At 48.0% G+C, this 17,487-nt stretch carries 9 protein-coding genes, 1 tRNA gene and 2 rRNA genes; 11 read left to right on the top strand and 1 reads right to left on the bottom strand.

Annotation, left to right across the window (positions count from 1 at the left end; translation table 11 throughout):
* The first annotated feature begins 8 nt into the window (after positions 1–8).
* From galU to ligA, 8 genes are all read left to right on the top strand, one after another.
* A complete protein-coding gene (gene galU / locus MHI52_RS27855) occupies positions 9–887 on the top strand; it encodes a UTP--glucose-1-phosphate uridylyltransferase GalU (RefSeq protein WP_036667709.1) in 879 nt (292 codons plus the stop codon).
* Positions 888–1,068: 181 nt separating this feature from the next.
* Positions 1,069–1,617 carry a dTDP-4-dehydrorhamnose 3,5-epimerase gene (gene rfbC, locus MHI52_RS27850; RefSeq protein ID WP_036667708.1) on the top strand — a complete coding sequence of 183 codons (549 nt, stop codon included), beginning with the start codon at positions 1,069–1,071 and terminating at the stop codon, positions 1,615–1,617.
* A 54-nt stretch (positions 1,618–1,671) separates the two neighbouring features.
* A complete protein-coding gene (gene rfbB, locus MHI52_RS27845; protein WP_340984160.1) occupies positions 1,672–2,697 on the top strand; it encodes a dTDP-glucose 4,6-dehydratase in 1,026 nt (341 codons plus the stop codon).
* Positions 2,694–3,575 carry a dTDP-4-dehydrorhamnose reductase gene (gene rfbD / locus MHI52_RS27840; protein WP_340984162.1) on the top strand — a complete coding sequence of 294 codons (882 nt, stop codon included), beginning with the start codon at positions 2,694–2,696 and terminating at the stop codon, positions 3,573–3,575. The genes rfbB and rfbD overlap by 4 nt, the downstream gene beginning before the upstream one ends.
* A 134-nt stretch (positions 3,576–3,709) precedes the next feature.
* Entirely contained in the window at positions 3,710–4,585 is an 876-nt protein-coding gene (locus MHI52_RS27835) for a phosphatidylinositol-specific phospholipase C/glycerophosphodiester phosphodiesterase family protein (protein ID WP_339195764.1), read from the top strand.
* Between the two features lie 115 nt (positions 4,586–4,700).
* A complete protein-coding gene (locus tag MHI52_RS27830; RefSeq protein WP_036612366.1) occupies positions 4,701–5,396 on the top strand; it encodes a heptaprenylglyceryl phosphate synthase in 696 nt (231 codons plus the stop codon).
* Between the two features lie 356 nt (positions 5,397–5,752).
* The gene (gene pcrA / locus MHI52_RS27825) at positions 5,753–8,107 is read left to right on the top strand and encodes a DNA helicase PcrA (protein WP_036612363.1); all 2,355 of its coding nucleotides are present in this window, start codon (positions 5,753–5,755) and stop codon (positions 8,105–8,107) included.
* 211 nt (positions 8,108–8,318) lie between these two features.
* Positions 8,319–10,340 (top strand): NAD-dependent DNA ligase LigA, encoded by a 2,022-nt coding sequence (ligA, locus tag MHI52_RS27820; RefSeq protein ID WP_341009112.1) that lies wholly within the window; start codon positions 8,319–8,321, stop codon positions 10,338–10,340.
* 133 nt (positions 10,341–10,473) lie between these two features.
* On the opposite strand, the gene MHI52_RS27815 is transcribed toward ligA, so the two are convergent.
* Positions 10,474–11,847 (bottom strand): molybdopterin-dependent oxidoreductase, encoded by a 1,374-nt coding sequence (locus tag MHI52_RS27815; RefSeq protein ID WP_405158001.1) that lies wholly within the window; start codon positions 11,845–11,847, stop codon positions 10,474–10,476.
* A 713-nt stretch (positions 11,848–12,560) separates the two neighbouring features.
* On the opposite strand from MHI52_RS27815, the gene MHI52_RS27810 reads away from it, so the two are divergent.
* The 3 genes from MHI52_RS27810 (at position 12,561) to MHI52_RS27800 (ending at position 17,433) form a co-directional block, all read left to right on the top strand.
* Positions 12,561–14,113: ribosomal RNA gene (locus MHI52_RS27810) — 16S ribosomal RNA — on the top strand.
* A gap of 108 nt (positions 14,114–14,221) precedes the next feature.
* Positions 14,222–14,297 (top strand) — tRNA-Ala (locus MHI52_RS27805).
* A gap of 210 nt (positions 14,298–14,507) precedes the next feature.
* Positions 14,508–17,433: ribosomal RNA gene (locus MHI52_RS27800) — 23S ribosomal RNA — on the top strand.
* The 16S and 23S rRNA genes sit together here with 1 tRNA gene alongside, the layout of an rRNA operon.
* Positions 17,434–17,487: the final 54 nt, after the last annotated feature.

The raw sequence follows: 17,487 nt of genomic DNA, 5'->3' as shown, positions 1-17,487 counted from the left end.
GGGTTCGTGTGCGTATTCGCAAAGCGATTATTCCAGCCGCAGGGCTGGGTACCCGGTTTCTGCCTGCCACCAAGGCGATGCCTAAGGAAATGCTGCCCATCGTGGACAAGCCAACGATTCAGTACATTATTGAAGAAGCCGTAGCTTCAGGCATTGAAGATATCATTATTGTGACAGGTAAAGGGAAACGGGCCATTGAAGATCACTTCGATTATTCTTTTGAGCTGGAGCAGAATCTGGCGGACAAACAGAAGTGGGACTTGCTTAACGAAGTACGCAAACCCTCCGAGATGGCAGATATTCATTATATCCGTCAAAAGGAACCGAAGGGACTTGGTCACGCCATTTGGTGTGCCCGCAAGTTTATCGGCAACGAGCCTTTTGCCGTCCTGTTAGGGGATGATATTGTGGAAGCGGAACATCCCTGCCTGAAGCAGATGATCGATGTCTACGATGAACTGCAATCTCCGATTGTAGGTGTACAACCTGTTGATTGGAGCGAGGTATCCCGCTATGGGATAGTGGACGGAGAGTTACTGACCCCTACCGATGATCGTGTCTTTCGGGCCCGCCGCTTAATTGAGAAACCAAAGACCGAAGATTCCCCTTCGAACCTTGCTATTATGGGACGTTATATTCTTACACCGGATATCTTTGAGATACTAGGTCAACAATCTGCTGGTGTAGGGGGAGAAATTCAGCTTACGGATGCCTTGTCCCGATTGAATGAACAGCGGCAGATTCTCGCATATCATTTTGATGGGTTACGTCATGATGTTGGTGAAAAGTTGGGCTTTATTGAGACATCGATTCACTACGCATTGCAACGCCCGGATCTACGGAAAGATCTCTTGAAGTATTTGGAACAGGTCGTAAAGAATCAATAAATGGTTTTCCGCATGCCCTTGAAGTCCAGCCGAAGAATGATATCGCGGCTGGGCTTTAATTTATTTTATGGAAGAGTAAATATGAGGGTTATACAGGCCAATGAACAAACACATACCCGACACTGTACATATACATAGTCAATATGAAGAAATGATGTCAACAGCAAAACGGAGGGATGTCATGAAGGTACTTCCGCTGTTTATGGATGGTGCTGCCATATTGGAACCCAAGGTTTATGGTGATCACCGTGGATATTTTATGGAGAGTTATAATGAGCAGGTTCTGCATGAACAGGGGATACAGCACGTCTTTATTCAGGACAATCAATCCTTGTCGGCTGAAGCAGGTGTTCTGCGTGGGCTTCATTATCAACTTCAGCCCAAAGCACAGACTAAATTGGTGAGGGTTATATCTGGGGCTATATATGATGTGATTGTGGATGTCCGCACCTCATCCCCTACTTTTGGCCGATGGAAAAGTGTCATTCTAAGTGAGTACAACCAGCGGCAACTGCTTGTTCCTCAAGGATTTGCTCATGGATTCTGTACCTTGGTGCCTAATTCCCGGGTAACTTATAAGGTAGATGCCTATTATTCACCTGAACATGATCGTGGAATTTTGTGGAACGATCCGGCGCTCGCCATTGATTGGCCTGTGACGAAACCTATATTATCGGAGAAGGATCAGAAGCATCCTTTACTGAAAGATGCTGAACTGAATTTCGACTAATTAATCAGACTTTTCAGATACTTCTTTATCTGGAGGCAGAGGGAGAGAGACAGCATGAAACTACTGGTTACGGGTGGGGCCGGATTTATCGGCAGCAACTTTGTGTTATATATGCTTCGTGAACATCCGAGTTATGAAATTATCAATGTGGATGCATTAACGTATGCAGGGAACTTGGAGAACTTGCATACGGTAGAGTCCAATCCCCGATATACCTTCATCAAGGCAGATATTGCAGATGTACAGCAGATGGAAGCTGTTTTTTCCCAAGGCATCGATGTGGTTGTGAATTTCGCTGCCGAGTCTCATGTGGATCGAAGTATTCTGTCCCCGGATATCTTTGTGCGTACCAATGTGATGGGGATTCAGGTTCTGCTGGATGCGGCAAAGAAGTATCAGGTCACCAAATTTGTTCAGGTATCGACGGATGAGGTATATGGATCATTGGGTGCAACAGGTTTATTTACTGAAGATACACCTCTGATGCCAAACAGTCCGTACTCTGCAAGTAAAGCTGGCGGGGATCTACTCGTAAGAGCTTATCACGAAACCTTTGGACTTCCTGTAAATATTACACGTTGCTCTAATAACTACGGGCCTTTTCAATTTCCAGAGAAACTGATTCCGCTGATTATATCCCGTGCATTAAATGATGAAGCCATTCCAGTATATGGTGACGGCCTCAATATTCGTGACTGGCTTTATGTCGAGGATCACTGTAGCGCGATTGATTTGGTGATTCATAATGGACAATCTGGAGAGGTATACAATATTGGTGGTAATAATGAACGTACTAATATTTACATTGTGGAGAGCGTATTGGAACAACTGGGTAAACCAGCGAGTTTGATTCAATATGTACAGGATCGATTGGGACATGACCGGCGTTATGGTATAGATCCTACCAAGATACGTACAGAGCTCGGATGGCAACCTGCACACAATTTTGAGACAGGGATCAAGGAGACGATCGAGTGGTATCTGAAACATCAAGATTGGTGGACGAGAATTCAATCAGGCACATATCAGGACTATGTTCAGCTTCAGTACGGTAAGCGGATGGGTGATTCGTCCAAATGAACTATAGAGTTATGGTGACTGGCGCGGCAGGACAGCTGGGTTATGATGTGGTGAAGACCTTTCAAGCAGAGGGTCATCAGGTATTGGCCTGTGACAAAAACCAGATGGATATTACCGATCAACAGCAGTGCACAGATATGATTACAACGTTCCGACCTCATATCATTATTCACTGCGCTGCTTATACGGCGGTCGATCAGGCCGAGGTAGATGAAGATACAGCATATGCAATCAATGCATCAGGTACTAGAAATATCGCGGTTGCCGCCGAGAAAATGAAAGCAAAACTGGTATATATCAGTACCGATTATGCATTTGATGGGAGCGGGAGTACACCTTACCGCGAGTACGATGTAACGAATCCGCAGAGTGTATACGGCAAGTCGAAGCTTGCCGGGGAACGGCTGGTTCAAAGTTTTTGTACGCAATGGTTTATCATTCGAACATCATGGGTGTATGGCGTGTATGGCAGTAATTTTGTCAAAACCATGCTGGAACTTATGGAAAAACGTCCACAACTGCAAGTTGTTCATGACCAACAAGGTTCGCCAACCTATACGGTCGATCTTGCCCGATTCATTCATATCCTTTCCATAAGTGAAAAATATGGTATCTATCATGCCTCCAATTCAGGAACTTGCACATGGTACGAGTTTGCAGAGGCAATAAAAGAAGAAGCCAATATGCAGAGTGGGTTCGAGCCGACAGCCGAACTTACGCCATGCACAACCGATCAGTTTCCGCGTCCAGCCCCCCGTCCTGCATACTCGGTCATGGATCATTTGGCAATTCGAACGAACGGTCTGGAACCTCTGAGACCTTGGCGTGAGGCGCTGATTGCGTTTTTGAAAGAGTTGAGTGTACAGCAAAAGGACTGAGCATGTGGAGGGTCCGTGCTTTATTCCCAAACTACACCCACCATTTAACAGCCGCCTCGGGCGGCTATTTTGTTTTACACCTCATCAATTCGGGTAGTTAGCTAACAAAAAGGTACTGAGGATGTGAATGTGATATGAAACGCATTGCCGCCGTGTTAATACTACTGATCGTTACCGTGGGCACACTCTTTTTCGCCTATGAAAGCGAGAGTGAGGAACAACGGGACGGATTTACCGCTTATAGATTAATCGCCCATGCGATGGGCAGCATTCGTGATCAACCATATACCAACGCCTATGAAGCGATGATTGCCAATTACGAGAAAGGCACACGTGTATTTGAGATCGACTTTATGTTGACATCGGATCGCAAAGCCGTAGCCAGACATGAATGGACCGCTAATATGAGCAAAATGCTAGGACAAGACGAAGAGCTTCCGGAGGATAAACAAGCCGGGGCACTGACACATGATGAATTTATGAATACGCCTATTTTAGGCATGTACCAACCCATGGATGCCGACGGCATTATAGATGTACTGGCCGAGTATCCGGATATGTATATCGTAACCGACACCAAGGAACAGAAGGATGAGGATATTCAGCAGGTGTTAAGATCCCTCGTGGATGCAGCCAAAGAACATGACCCATCTGTGCTGGATCGGGTGGTTGTACAGATTTATAACGAACCGATGCTCGAAACGGTGAAAGAAGTCTATGCATTCCCTTCCATTATCTATACGTTATATGCCACACAGGATACAGAAGCTCAGGTTGTTGATTTTGTGCAAAAGAATGATATTGATGCCGTGACTATGCCGGAATATAAAGTAAACCAGAATTTCGTCGCCAAGCTGAATAGTGCAGGTTCTGTCACCTACGTGCACACCATCAACGACACTGAACAGGTGGCTAACTATGAGAAATGGGGCGTGTACGGGGTATACTCTGACGTGCTGACGGAGCAGGAGTTGGATGAAATGAATACACGTTTTGCCTGGAAACCGTAAAAATACATGTTTTTCTGTTCCCCTTTTTATACGAACATTGACACTCGCTGCCTGCTGACTTAGACTTAGTTTACAAGCTTTCTAGGATGCAGAAGAACCTCTGGAGGAATGTTCGTTGATAGACATGATTAAGCAGTGGAGACATGTATTTAAGCTTGACCCAGACCGGGAAATTACGGACGAAGAACTCGATCTGGTCTGTATGTCGGGGACCGATGCAATTATCGTTGGCGGATCTTCGGGGATTACCTATGATAACACGGTAGACCTGATGTCCCGTGTGCGTCGTTATGAGTTGCCATGTGTGCTTGAAGTATCCGATCTGGAGGCTGTTGTTCCCGGGTTTGACGGATATTTGATCCCGATGGTCTTGAATGCAACGGACAGCAAATGGATGATTGGGCACCACCAGCAAGCGATAGAGCGTTATGGTTATCTCATCCCGTGGGATCTACTTATTGCCGAGGGTTATATTGTGCTCAATGCAAACTCCACGGTAGCTCGGTTGACTGGCGCAGATACGGATCTGACGACAGGAGCTGCGGTGGCATATGCCCAGGCTGCGGAGCGTCTACTCAATCTTCCAATTGTATACATGGAGTACAGCGGAACGTTCGGAGATATGGAGCTTGTTGGTGAGACACACAGACAATTGGATCGGGCACACCTTATCTACGGCGGCGGAATTGATGATTCGGAGAAAGCCGCGCAAGCTGCCCAGGTGGCAGATACTGTCGTGGTAGGTAACATTGTGTACAGCGATTTAACTAAGGCACTTGAGACGGTTTTGGCTGTAAAAGGAACCATTTAATCGGTTTAGTTTACCATTCCCCCATTTTCCCCTTATGATCTGTTAAAATAGAACTTTGCCCTTACTAATTAAGCAATTCGTATACAAGAGTAAGGTTTACACAGAAACGAAGTGTTCTCTCTTGTATTTTTACTACCTTTAAATATAAGCTAAACTAATTTTTACACGAGAACGAAGAGGACAGAAATAAGCTGGAGAAGCGGAGCGTTCGCCTTTATTACCGGATTTTTACCTTTGAAAAGTAGATCGAAAAATCCGGGAATAACAGCGATCGGAAGATTATTCTGTCATCGGAGTGGCGAGTGTAACCTATTAATTTTGCTTTATAGACCAACCAACGAAAGGAGCATGCATGCATGCAACCTGTAAATATACATGATGCCGTTGCACGACTTAACACCCCTCAACGGCAAGCCGTCGAGGCGACGGATGGCCCGCTGCTGATTATGGCCGGAGCCGGCTCCGGCAAGACGCGGGTGCTGACACACCGGATTGCCTACCTCATTGCAACACGGAAAGCGCCCCCGTGGGGCATTTTAGCGATCACATTTACGAACAAAGCCGCCCGTGAGATGCAAGACCGTGTATCCCAACTCGTAGGTGGATCTCAGGGCCGCGACATATGGGTATCCACGTTCCACTCCATGTGCGTGCGTATTTTGCGCCGTGACATTGAACGTATTGGCTTTACCTCCAACTTCAGTATTTTGGACTCATCGGACCAATTATCTGTAATTCGTAGCTGTATGAAAGATCAGAATATCGATACCAAGAAATTCGAGCCCAAAGCAGTTCAATCCATGATGAGCACGGCCAAGAATGAACTGATCAGTCCGGAGCAATATGAGAAGCAGTCGGGAGACTATTTCGAGGGTATTGTGGCGAAGGTATATAAGATGTATCAGAAAAAGTTAAGAGCCAACAACTCACTTGATTTCGACGATCTCATTATGCAGACCATTCAACTGTTCAAAGAAGTGCCGGAAGTCCTCGACTTTTACCAAAAGAAATTCCAATACATTCACGTGGACGAGTATCAGGATACGAACCGTGCACAGTACATGCTGTGCCGCATGCTCGCTGACAGTCACCATCACATCTGCGTTGTAGGGGATAGTGACCAGTCGATCTATCGCTGGCGTGGGGCGGATATCAGCAATATCCTGAACTTTGAGAAAGATTACCCTGAAGCAAGTACGATTTTGCTGGAGCAGAACTATCGTTCAACTTCCAATATCCTGAATGCAGCCAATGAAGTGATCGGCCTGAATACAGGGCGTAAACCGAAGAAACTGTGGACGGACAAAGAGGGTGGTTCGAAGATCAAGGTGTACCGTGCGGATTCCGAGCATGATGAGGGGTATTTTGTTACCTCTGAGATTAGTAAAAATGTGAAGAACGGCAAATCCTATCAGAACCATGCCATTTTGTACCGTACCAACGCTCAGTCCCGGGTTATAGAGGAAATTCTGATCAAGTCTGATATTCCGTATCAGATTGTCGGCGGCATCAAGTTCTATGATCGTAAAGAGATCAAGGACATTCTGGCGTATCTGCGCCTGTTATCCAACCCCGACGATGATATCAGTCTTACCCGGATCATTAATGTACCAAAACGTAGCATTGGTGATACAACAGTAGCGAAGCTCGCGGCTGCGGCAGGAGAGCGTGGAATTTCTATTTTCCGTGTGCTTCAGGTCGTAGATGATCTTGGTTTTGCTGGTCGTACGCGGAATGCGCTGGTGGAGTTCTATGACATGATCGCTGCGTTGCATCAGATGGTAGAGTATCTGTCTGTAACTGAATTGACCGAGAAGATTCTTGAGATGAGCCAATACCGTCTTGAGATGCAAAATGAAAACACACTCGAATCCCGTGCACGGCTGGAGAACATTGAAGAGTTCCTGTCGGTAACGATGGAATTTGAGAAAAATAATGAAGATAAAACGCTCGTGTCGTTCCTCACCGATCTTGCATTGATTGCTGACATCGACAGCATGAACGATGATGAAGAGGATCAGAGCGACGCGGTTACCCTGATGACCATGCACAGCGCCAAAGGTCTGGAGTTCCCGGTTGTCTTTATCGTAGGTATGGAGGAAGGAGTCTTCCCGCATAGCCGTGCCTTTATGGACAATGAAGAGCTGGAGGAAGAACGCCGACTTGCTTATGTAGGGATCACCCGTGCGGAAGAGCAACTTTTCCTGTCTTGTGCACAGATGCGGACGTTGTTTGGACGTACAACAGCGAACCCGCCTTCCCGCTTCCTGGATGAAATTCCGGATGAGCTGAAGGAAGACACCTCCATGGCTCGTGATCGTTACCGCCGTGGCAGTAGCGGAGGAGGCTCATATGGTGGACGTGGGTTAGGCTCTAGTGGAGGAAGTAACTTCGGTGGTGGCACCAAGCTGTTTGATCACCAAAGTAAAAGCGGTTCATCTGCTACCTCATCCACGCCAACTTCGCGTGTGACCACAAGTGTCTCCCGCCCAACATATTCTACGCCATCCTCTGCTTCCAAGCCGGTAGCTTCTGATGGTGAAGCAGGATTCAAGGCAGGAGATAAAGTGCAGCATGGCAAATGGGGTACAGGCACCATTGTTGCGGTCAAAGGGACAGGTAATGATACCGAACTGCAGATTGCCTTCCCGGCTCCGGTGGGTGTGAAACGTTTGCTTGCCGGATTTGCCCCAATTACGAAAGTAGAATAAGAACGAAACCTCCTTTTGTACGATAACAGAGAGAACAGAAATAACTTGAAGAAGCATAGCGTTCGCCTTTATCCCCGGATTTCCACCTTTTAAAATGGATTAAAAGAAATCCGGAGATAACAGCGATCAGAAAGTTATTCTGTTATCGGAGTTCACGTGCAATAGGAGTGTTCGTTCTACATAGATCAAATTAACGGAGGGATGGCCCTGTATGGACCCGATGCACCGGATGGAGCAACTCGTTACCGAGCTGAACCAGCATAATTATCAGTACTACACGATGGATCAGCCACAGATCAGCGATAAGGAGTATGATCTTCTGTACGATGAACTGGTTACGCTGGAACAGGAAAGCGGCATGGTTCTGCCTGATTCTCCAACACAGCGTGTGGGTGGCGAACTGCTCAAGGGGTTTACCCCGCATCGCCACTTATCCTCCTTATGGAGTCTGGACAAAGCACAGAATATTGAGCAGCTGCGTAGCTGGAATACCCGTGTACTGAAACTGATTAATGACTATAACAGTAAAAATCCCGATACGCCTTTACCGGAACCAGGTTATGTCATTGAGTTGAAGTTTGACGGATTGACGCTGAACCTGACATACACCAACGGTGAGTTGGTGCAAGCCTCTACACGAGGGAACGGTACCGTAGGTGAAGGTATTTTGGCACAGGTAAGAACGATCCGATCCGTTCCGCTCAAAATTCCTTACACAAGCGGTACGATTGAAGTACAGGGTGAAGGCATCATGAATCTGTCTGTCTTGGACCGATACAATGAGACAGCGGCAGAGCCACTCAAGAATGCGCGTAATGCAGCAGCAGGAGCGCTCCGCAACCTGAATCCGAAGGCGACGGCTGAGCGTCGGTTGAATGCTTATTTTTATAATGTAGGTTATTCGGATGACATTCAGTTTGCCAATCATCAGCAGATGATGGATTTCCTGCGTGAGAACCGCTTCAAAGTTAATCCATCGATTACTTATTTCCATGAGTTTGATGATGTGATGGAACAACTGGCCGCGATTCAGGAGAACCGAGGGCAGCTAGACTATCTGATCGATGGAGCTGTTATCAAAATTACGGACATGCGCACCCGCGAAGTGTTGGGTTATACCGATAAGTTCCCTCGCTGGGCGGTGGCATATAAATTCGAGGCTGAAGAGACTACAACGGTTCTTAACGCTGTGGTATGGAATGTGGGCCGTACTGGCAAAGTAACTCCGCTGGCACGCGTAGAACCGGTTGAACTTGCCGGGGTAACGGTACAGAACTGTACTCTGAACAATGTCGGCGATATTGAGCGCAAAAATCTGAAGTTTGCTCTGGGCACACGGGTCTTTATCCGTCGCTCCAACGACGTCATTCCTGAGATTCTGGGTAAAGTGACGGAGGAGAGTGATGGTGAGGAGATCGTCTTCCCTGAGCAGTGTCCTGCATGTGGATTCCCACTGGAGCAACGCGGAGCGCATCTGTTCTGCAACAATAGACTTGCGTGTAAACCACAAACGGTGGCACGTATTTCCCATTTTGCTTCCCGTGATGCTATGGACATCGAGACGTTCAGTGAGAAAACAGCGATTCAGTTGTATGATGAATTGAACGTACGTGAGCCTGCCGACCTGTATACGTTACAGTTTGATGATTTGGTGAAGCTGGAGCGGTTTGGGGAAAAGAAAGCGAACAACCTTATCGCTGCGCTTGAGCTTAGTAAAGATAGAGACTTGGCTTCCTTCTTATACTCACTGGGTATTCCGAACACAGGTAAATCGACAACGCGCATGCTCGCTGATCATTATCGAGATCTGCACGCCATTATGAATGCAACCGTGGAAGAACTGGTTGAACTACCCGACGTCGGTGGTATTGTGGCAGAGAGCATCGTAAACTTTTTTGCAGATCCGTTTACACAGGCTGCAATTGAGAAAATGCTCAACTTGGGTGTGAAAGCTCAGGCACCTGAGGCACCAGCCGTTGCTGTTGTGGAAGATTCCTTCTTCAGTGGTAAAACGGTCGTCTTGACCGGAACGCTGCATCAATTGACGCGGGAAGAGGCAACGCAAAGACTGGAAGCGCTCGGAGCGAAGGTGACTGGCAGTGTGTCGAAAAAGACAGATTTGGTTATTGCCGGAGAGAAGGCAGGTAGTAAACTAACCAAAGCTCATGATCTCGGTATTCCAACGATTGAGGATGAGGATGAACTTGTACGTCTTTTGAACCCACAGGATTAAAGTGTAATCAGAGAGTTCATAATGAGGAAAAAGAAAAAGGCCCCCGAAGACACGAATATGTGATCGGGGGCTTTTGCTATTTATTGAATTACTTTTACAACGAAAGAACGCTCACCAATCTTATCTTATCTCATCATGATCCACTTAAATTGTTAGGGATGCGCTGAGATGCGCCTGTAAGCCATGCATCCTTATCATATCCTCGTTCTTCCCAGTAACCGATATGTTCGCTGTCGATGAGTTCAATGCGATTCAACCATTTTACTGATTTATAGGCATACATCTGAGGAATAACGAGCCGTACCGGACCGCCAAGATCAGCAGGGATAGGTTTGCCATCATGCATGACAGCGACCATAATATCTTCCATTTGTGCTTGATCCATCGTAATGGCATCCGTATACACACCATCACCGGAATAAAACTTCACACTATGAGCTTCCGGTTTGACCCCGGCTTGTTTCAAAAGCTGTGCAAGAGAAATGCCTTCCCAGGTATTCTTATATACAGACCAGCCCGTTACACAGTGGAAATCACTAACCTGTACGGTACGCGCCAGCTTCACGAATTGTTCCCAGTTCCATACCTGTGCCCGTTCAACCAGTCCATCGATTCGGAAAGACCAGTTAGCATTGGAGAAGGACGGTATGGGCGTAACCGTATATACGCGGAAATGACCTTCAGCTCCGCCTCCAATGGGAGGTGAAGAGGCAGACAGCGGTTGTGGCAGAGGAACCATACGGTTAGGATCGTTCTCCAGCATGCTATCAATACTATTATCGATCTTGAGATTTCGTCCTACCCAGGATATAAAAGTAGGGCCAAGAGTCACGGCGAGACCAACCCCCACAGCAGAACGGATGAAAGCTCGTCGTGTATACAAAGGTTGAGGTCGCTCCTCTGATTTGAGGGGATCTCTCTCGGAACTGCGATCAAACTGGGAAGAAGATATAGCAGCCGGAGTTTCTTTTTCATCCGATATTGAATCAGATGGATCAGCTGTATTTTGAGTTCGTGTTGAAGTTGTAGTGGTTTTAACCGCACGACGTGCAGGGTCCTTTAACCATTTGGTCCGAGTGATGGAGTGATAGATAATATAAGGTAAGCCCACCCAAGTCAGCAGGTCATGGATCAAAAGTGCAACATTCGACCATCGAGGTCCAGCTAGCTTGAACTGCCATAATACAATACCCGAGAGTAGCCAGCCTACCAGCAGCGCAAGAACAAAGATGGTGTTCACCTTTTGCCAAGGCCTATTACGAAGCTGTTTCCAGTGCTTTCCGGCCAAAATCAAGTAATATAATACGGGTGCCAGCATAGCTAGCCCAACGATGATATGTAGCCATTTTAACCAGACACGTCCAATTCCAAGTATCTCGCGCCAAAAGCCGCCTACCAGCATAAGACCTGTTATAGCAAGGATCACAACAATCCAGGCATTCCACGCATGGATGGAAACCAACTTTTTGCCGTAACCTTTGCGTCTGTTCTTCAACCATTGTTTCAAGTGCGATCACCCCATATAGGTTAGTAATGAGTTTATTCAGAACTTTGATATGTAATAGCTAGCTGTGAATGGAGTACGTGATCTGTGTAAAGGTGCAATGCGAGATGGTTATAAGATTGTTCATAGGCTACTTATGAAAGTAGTACACTTGACTGCTTAACCTTATCCCTATATCTATATACCTTATTATAGAGTTTTTGGATCACTTTCTTCAAACCAACAGAAGGGCAGGGATCGTTATCCCGATCGGTACTCTAACTAAAACTCATCTAGATCATTATTACTTGTGGTTATAAAAGGGAGTATTTATAGAAATGAGTTATTTCTTTTATATGTAATGCACTTTAAGGGTAGCCTTTCACTTGTTCAGAGCATGTGCTAATCTGTCGAATACAGGTTTGGAAACAAGACAGCGTAGATGAAGATATGATGATATCAAAAGGTTGATTAAAAATGCTTGCTAAATAAATCACTACGTGATATATTATTTCTTGTCGCTTCAAACGAATGGTTGTCATAATCATTTGAAAGATGACGAAAACAAAGTGTTGACAGTAAGTTAGTTAACATGATATGATAAGATTCCTGTCCGGTTGACAAACATTAACATAAACGGACATACAAGTTCCTTGAAAACTGAACAAATGGATAGTAACTTTTGATTCACAATGAATCGTCAGATTCAAAATGAGCTTATCGCTCTTTTCAATACTTTATTGGAGAGTTTGATCCTGGCTCAGGACGAACGCTGGCGGCATGCCTAATACATGCAAGTCGAGCGGACTTGAAGAGAAGCTTGCTTCTCGGATGGTTAGCGGCGGACGGGTGAGTAACACGTAGGCAACCTGCCCTCAAGTTTGGGACAACTACCGGAAACGGTAGCTAATACCGAATAATTGTTTTCTTCGCCTGAAGAGAACTGGAAAGACGGAGCAATCTGTCACTTGGGGATGGGCCTGCGGCGCATTAGCTAGTTGGTGAGGTAACGGCTCACCAAGGCGACGATGCGTAGCCGACCTGAGAGGGTGATCGGCCACACTGGGACTGAGACACGGCCCAGACTCCTACGGGAGGCAGCAGTAGGGAATCTTCCGCAATGGGCGAAAGCCTGACGGAGCAATGCCGCGTGAGTGATGAAGGTTTTCGGATCGTAAAGCTCTGTTGCCAGGGAAGAACGCTTGGGAGAGTAACTGCTCTCAAGGTGACGGTACCTGAGAAGAAAGCCCCGGCTAACTACGTGCCAGCAGCCGCGGTAATACGTAGGGGGCAAGCGTTGTCCGGAATTATTGGGCGTAAAGCGCGCGCAGGCGGTCATTTAAGTCTGGTGTTTAATCCCGGGGCTCAACCCCGGATCGCACTGGAAACTGGGTGACTTGAGTGCAGAAGAGGAGAGTGGAATTCCACGTGTAGCGGTGAAATGCGTAGATATGTGGAGGAACACCAGTGGCGAAGGCGACTCTCTGGGCTGTAACTGACGCTGAGGCGCGAAAGCGTGGGGAGCAAACAGGATTAGATACCCTGGTAGTCCACGCCGTAAACGATGAGTGCTAGGTGTTAGGGGTTTCGATACCCTTGGTGCCGAAGTTAACACATTAAGCACTCCGCCTGGGGAGTACGGTCGCAAGACTGAAACTCAAAGGAATTGACGGGGACCCGCACAAGCAGTGGAGTATGTGGTTTAATTCGAAGCAACGCGAAGAACCTTACCAGGTCTTGACATCCCTCTGATCGATGCAGAGATGTATCTTTCCTTCGGGACAGAGGAGACAGGTGGTGCATGGTTGTCGTCAGCTCGTGTCGTGAGATGTTGGGTTAAGTCCCGCAACGAGCGCAACCCTTATATTTAGTTGCCAGCACTTCGGGTGGGCACTCTAGATAGACTGCCGGTGACAAACCGGAGGAAGGTGGGGATGACGTCAAATCATCATGCCCCTTATGACCTGGGCTACACACGTACTACAATGGCCGGTACAACGGGCTGCGAAATCGCGAGATGGAGCCAATCCCAACAAAGCCGGTCTCAGTTCGGATTGCAGGCTGCAACTCGCCTGCATGAAGTCGGAATTGCTAGTAATCGCGGATCAGCATGCCGCGGTGAATACGTTCCCGGGTCTTGTACACACCGCCCGTCACACCACGAGAGTTTATAACACCCGAAGTCGGTGGGGTAACCGCAAGGAGCCAGCCGCCGAAGGTGGGATAGATGATTGGGGTGAAGTCGTAACAAGGTAGCCGTATCGGAAGGTGCGGCTGGATCACCTCCTTTCTATGGAGAATCGTTTCCTGCAACGGAAACATTCAAATACGCAGGTTCTTAGAACCTGCAACAGCAACACAGTTACTTATCCATTTGTTCAGTTTTGATGGAATTTGAGGGGCCATAGCTCAGCTGGGAGAGCGCCTGCCTTGCAAGCAGGAGGTCAGCGGTTCGATCCCGCTTGGCTCCACCAAACAATTTCATCTATTTGGCTTGTTCTTTGAAAACTAGATATCGAAACGAAACAAACGCGAATTAGAACATTCCTTTAAGCTGATCTTGTGTAAACAAGTCAAGTGTATAAAGGTAGTTAAATTGCTTTTGTGAGGGTATCGGGTGAGAGCGACTTTTGGCTTTGCGCAAGCAAAACAAGGGAAGCGAGCGACCGAAACCGGAACAAAATGGTTAAGCTACTAAGAGCACACGGAGGATGCCTAGGCGCTAGGAGCCGATGAAGGACGTGGCGAACAACGAAACTGCCTCGGGGAGCTGTAAGCAAGCTTTGATCCGGGGGTGTCCGAATGGGGAAACCCAGCTGGGGTAATTTCCAGTTACTCATAACTGAATACATAGGTTATGCAGAGGCATACCAGGGGAACTGAAACATCTAAGTACCCTGAGGAAGAGAAAACAATAGTGATTCCGTCAGTAGCGGCGAGCGAACGCGGAGAAGCCCAAACCAGAGAGCTTGCTCTTTGGGGTTGTGGGACGTCTCACATGGAGTTACAAAGGAACCGGTTAAGCGAAGAGGTCTGGAAAGGCCCGCCAAAGAAGGTAAAAGCCCTGTAGTTGAAAGTCTGTTCCCTCCGAGACGGATCCCGAGTAGTGCGGGGCACGTGAAACCCCGTATGAATCCGGCAGGACCATCTGCCAAGGCTAAATACTTCCTAGCGACCGATAGTGAAGCAGTACCGTGAGGGAAAGGTGAAAAGCACCCCGGAAGGGGAGTGAAATAGAACCTGAAACCGTGTGCTTACAAAAAGTCAGAGCCCGTTTTAGGGGTGATGGCGTGCCTTTTGTAGAATGAACCGGCGAGTTACGTTCCCGTGCAAGGTTAAGGTGAAGAGCCGGAGCCGCAGCGAAAGCGAGTCTGAATAGGGCGAATTAGTACGTGGACGTAGACCCGAAACCGGGTGATCTACCCCTGTCCAGGGTGAAGGTGCGGTAACACGCACTGGAGGCCCGAACCCACGCATGTTGAAAAATGCGGGGATGAGGTGGGGGTAGCGGAGAAATTCCAATCGAACTCGGAGATAGCTGGTTCTCCCCGAAATAGCTTTAGGGCTAGCCTCGGAAAACAGAGTCGTGGAGGTAGAGCACTGATTGGGTGCGGGGCCCGCAAGGGTTACCAAGCTCAGTCAAACTCCGAATGCCATAGACTTACTTCCGGGAGTCAGACAGTGAGTGCTAAGATCCATTGTCAAAAGGGAAACAGCCCAGACCATCAGCTAAGGTCCCCAAGTGTGTGTTAAGTGGGAAAGGATGTGGAGTTGCACAGACAACCAGGATGTTGGCTTAGAAGCAGCCATCATTGAAAGAGTGCGTAATAGCTCACTGGTCGAGTGACTCTGCGCCGAAAATGTAACGGGGCTAAACACACCACCGAAGCTATGGCTTGATGCTTTGCATCAGGGGTAGGGGAGCGTTGTATAAGGGTTGAAGGTGTACCGTAAGGAGCGCTGGACATTATACAAGTGAGAATGCCGGTATGAGTAACGAAAAGATCAGTGAGAATCTGATCCGCCGAAAGCCTAAGGGTTCCTGAGGAAGGCTCGTCCGCTCAGGGTAAGTCGGGACCTAAGGCGAGGCCGAAAGGCGTAGTCGAAGGACAACAGGTCGAAATTCCTGTACCACCGTAAGCCGTTATGAGCAATGGGGGGACGCAGTAGGGTAGTGACGCGGACTGATGGATGTCCGTCTAAGCAGTAAGGCTGATGTGTAGGCAAATCCGCACATTGTAAGGCTGAGCTGTGATGGGGAGCGAAAATTATAGTAGCGAAGGTCATGATCTCACACTGCCAAGAAAAGCCTCTAGCCAGGTGATGGTGCCCGTACCGCAAACCGACACAGGTAGGCGAGAAGAGTATTCTAAGGCGCGCGGAAGAACTCTCGTTAAGGAACTCGGCAAAATGACCCCGTAACTTCGGGAGAAGGGGTGCCCCGGTAGTGTGAATAGCACGAGGGGGCCGCAGTGAAAAGGCCCAAGCGACTGTTTAGCAAAAACACAGGTCTGTGCGAAGCCGTAAGGCGAAGTATACGGGCTGACGCCTGCCCGGTGCTGGAAGGTTAAGGGGAGTGGTTAGGAGCAATCCGAAGCTGTGAACCGAAGCCCCAGTAAACGGCGGCCGTAACTATAACGGTCCTAAGGTAGCGAAATTCCTTGTCAGGTAAATTCTGACCCGCACGAATGGCGTAACGACTTGGGCGCTGTCTCAACGAGAGATCCGGTGAAATTTTAATACCTGTGAAGATGCAGGTTACCCGCGACAAGACGGAAAGACCCCATGGAGCTTTACTGCAGCTTGATATTGAATTTGGGTACGATCTGTACAGGATAGGTGGGAGCCTTTGAAGCATGAGCGCCAGCTTGTGTGGAGGCAACGTTGGGATACCACCCTGATCGTATCTAGGTTCTAACCTGGTACCGTAATCCGGTGCGGGGACAGTGTCAGGTGGGCAGTTTGACTGGGGCGGTCGCCTCCTAAAGAGTAACGGAGGCGCCCAAAGGTTCCCTCAGAATGGTTGGAAATCATTCGAAGAGTGCAAAGGCATAAGGGAGCTTGACTGCGAGACCTACAAGTCGAGCAGGGACGAAAGTCGGGCTTAGTGATCCGGTGGTACCGCATGGAAGGGCCATCGCTCAACGGATAAAAGCTACCCTGGGGATAACAGGCTTATCTCCCCCAAGAGTCCACATCGACGGGGAGGTTTGGCACCTCGATGTCGGCTCATCGCATCCTGGGGCTGAAGTAGGTCCCAAGGGTTGGGCTGTTCGCCCATTAAAGCGGTACGCGAGCTGGGTTCAGAACGTCGTGAGACAGTTCGGTCCCTATCTGTCGTGGGCGTAGGAAATTTGAGAGGAGCTGTCCTTAGTACGAGAGGACCGGGATGGACGTACCGCTGGTGTACCAGTTGTTCCGCCAGGAGCACCGCTGGGTAGCTATGTACGGACGGGATAAACGCTGAAAGCATCTAAGCGTGAAGCCCCCCTCAAGATGAGATTTCCCAGTATGTAAGACCCCTTGAAGACGACGAGGTAGATAGGCTGGGGGTGGAAGTGCAGCAATGCATGGAGCTGACCAGTACTAATCGGTCGAGGGCTTATCCAATAGCAAGTGATAATTCGCATGTTTCGTTTCGAATCTAGTTTTCAGAGAACGATC

Source organism: Paenibacillus sp. FSL H8-0283, assembly GCF_045040675.1.
GTDB classification, from domain to species: Bacteria; Bacillota; Bacilli; order Paenibacillales; family Paenibacillaceae; genus Paenibacillus; species Paenibacillus amylolyticus.
Note: the sequence above shows the minus strand (reverse complement) of the source record. Positions and strands in the feature narration are given on the sequence as shown.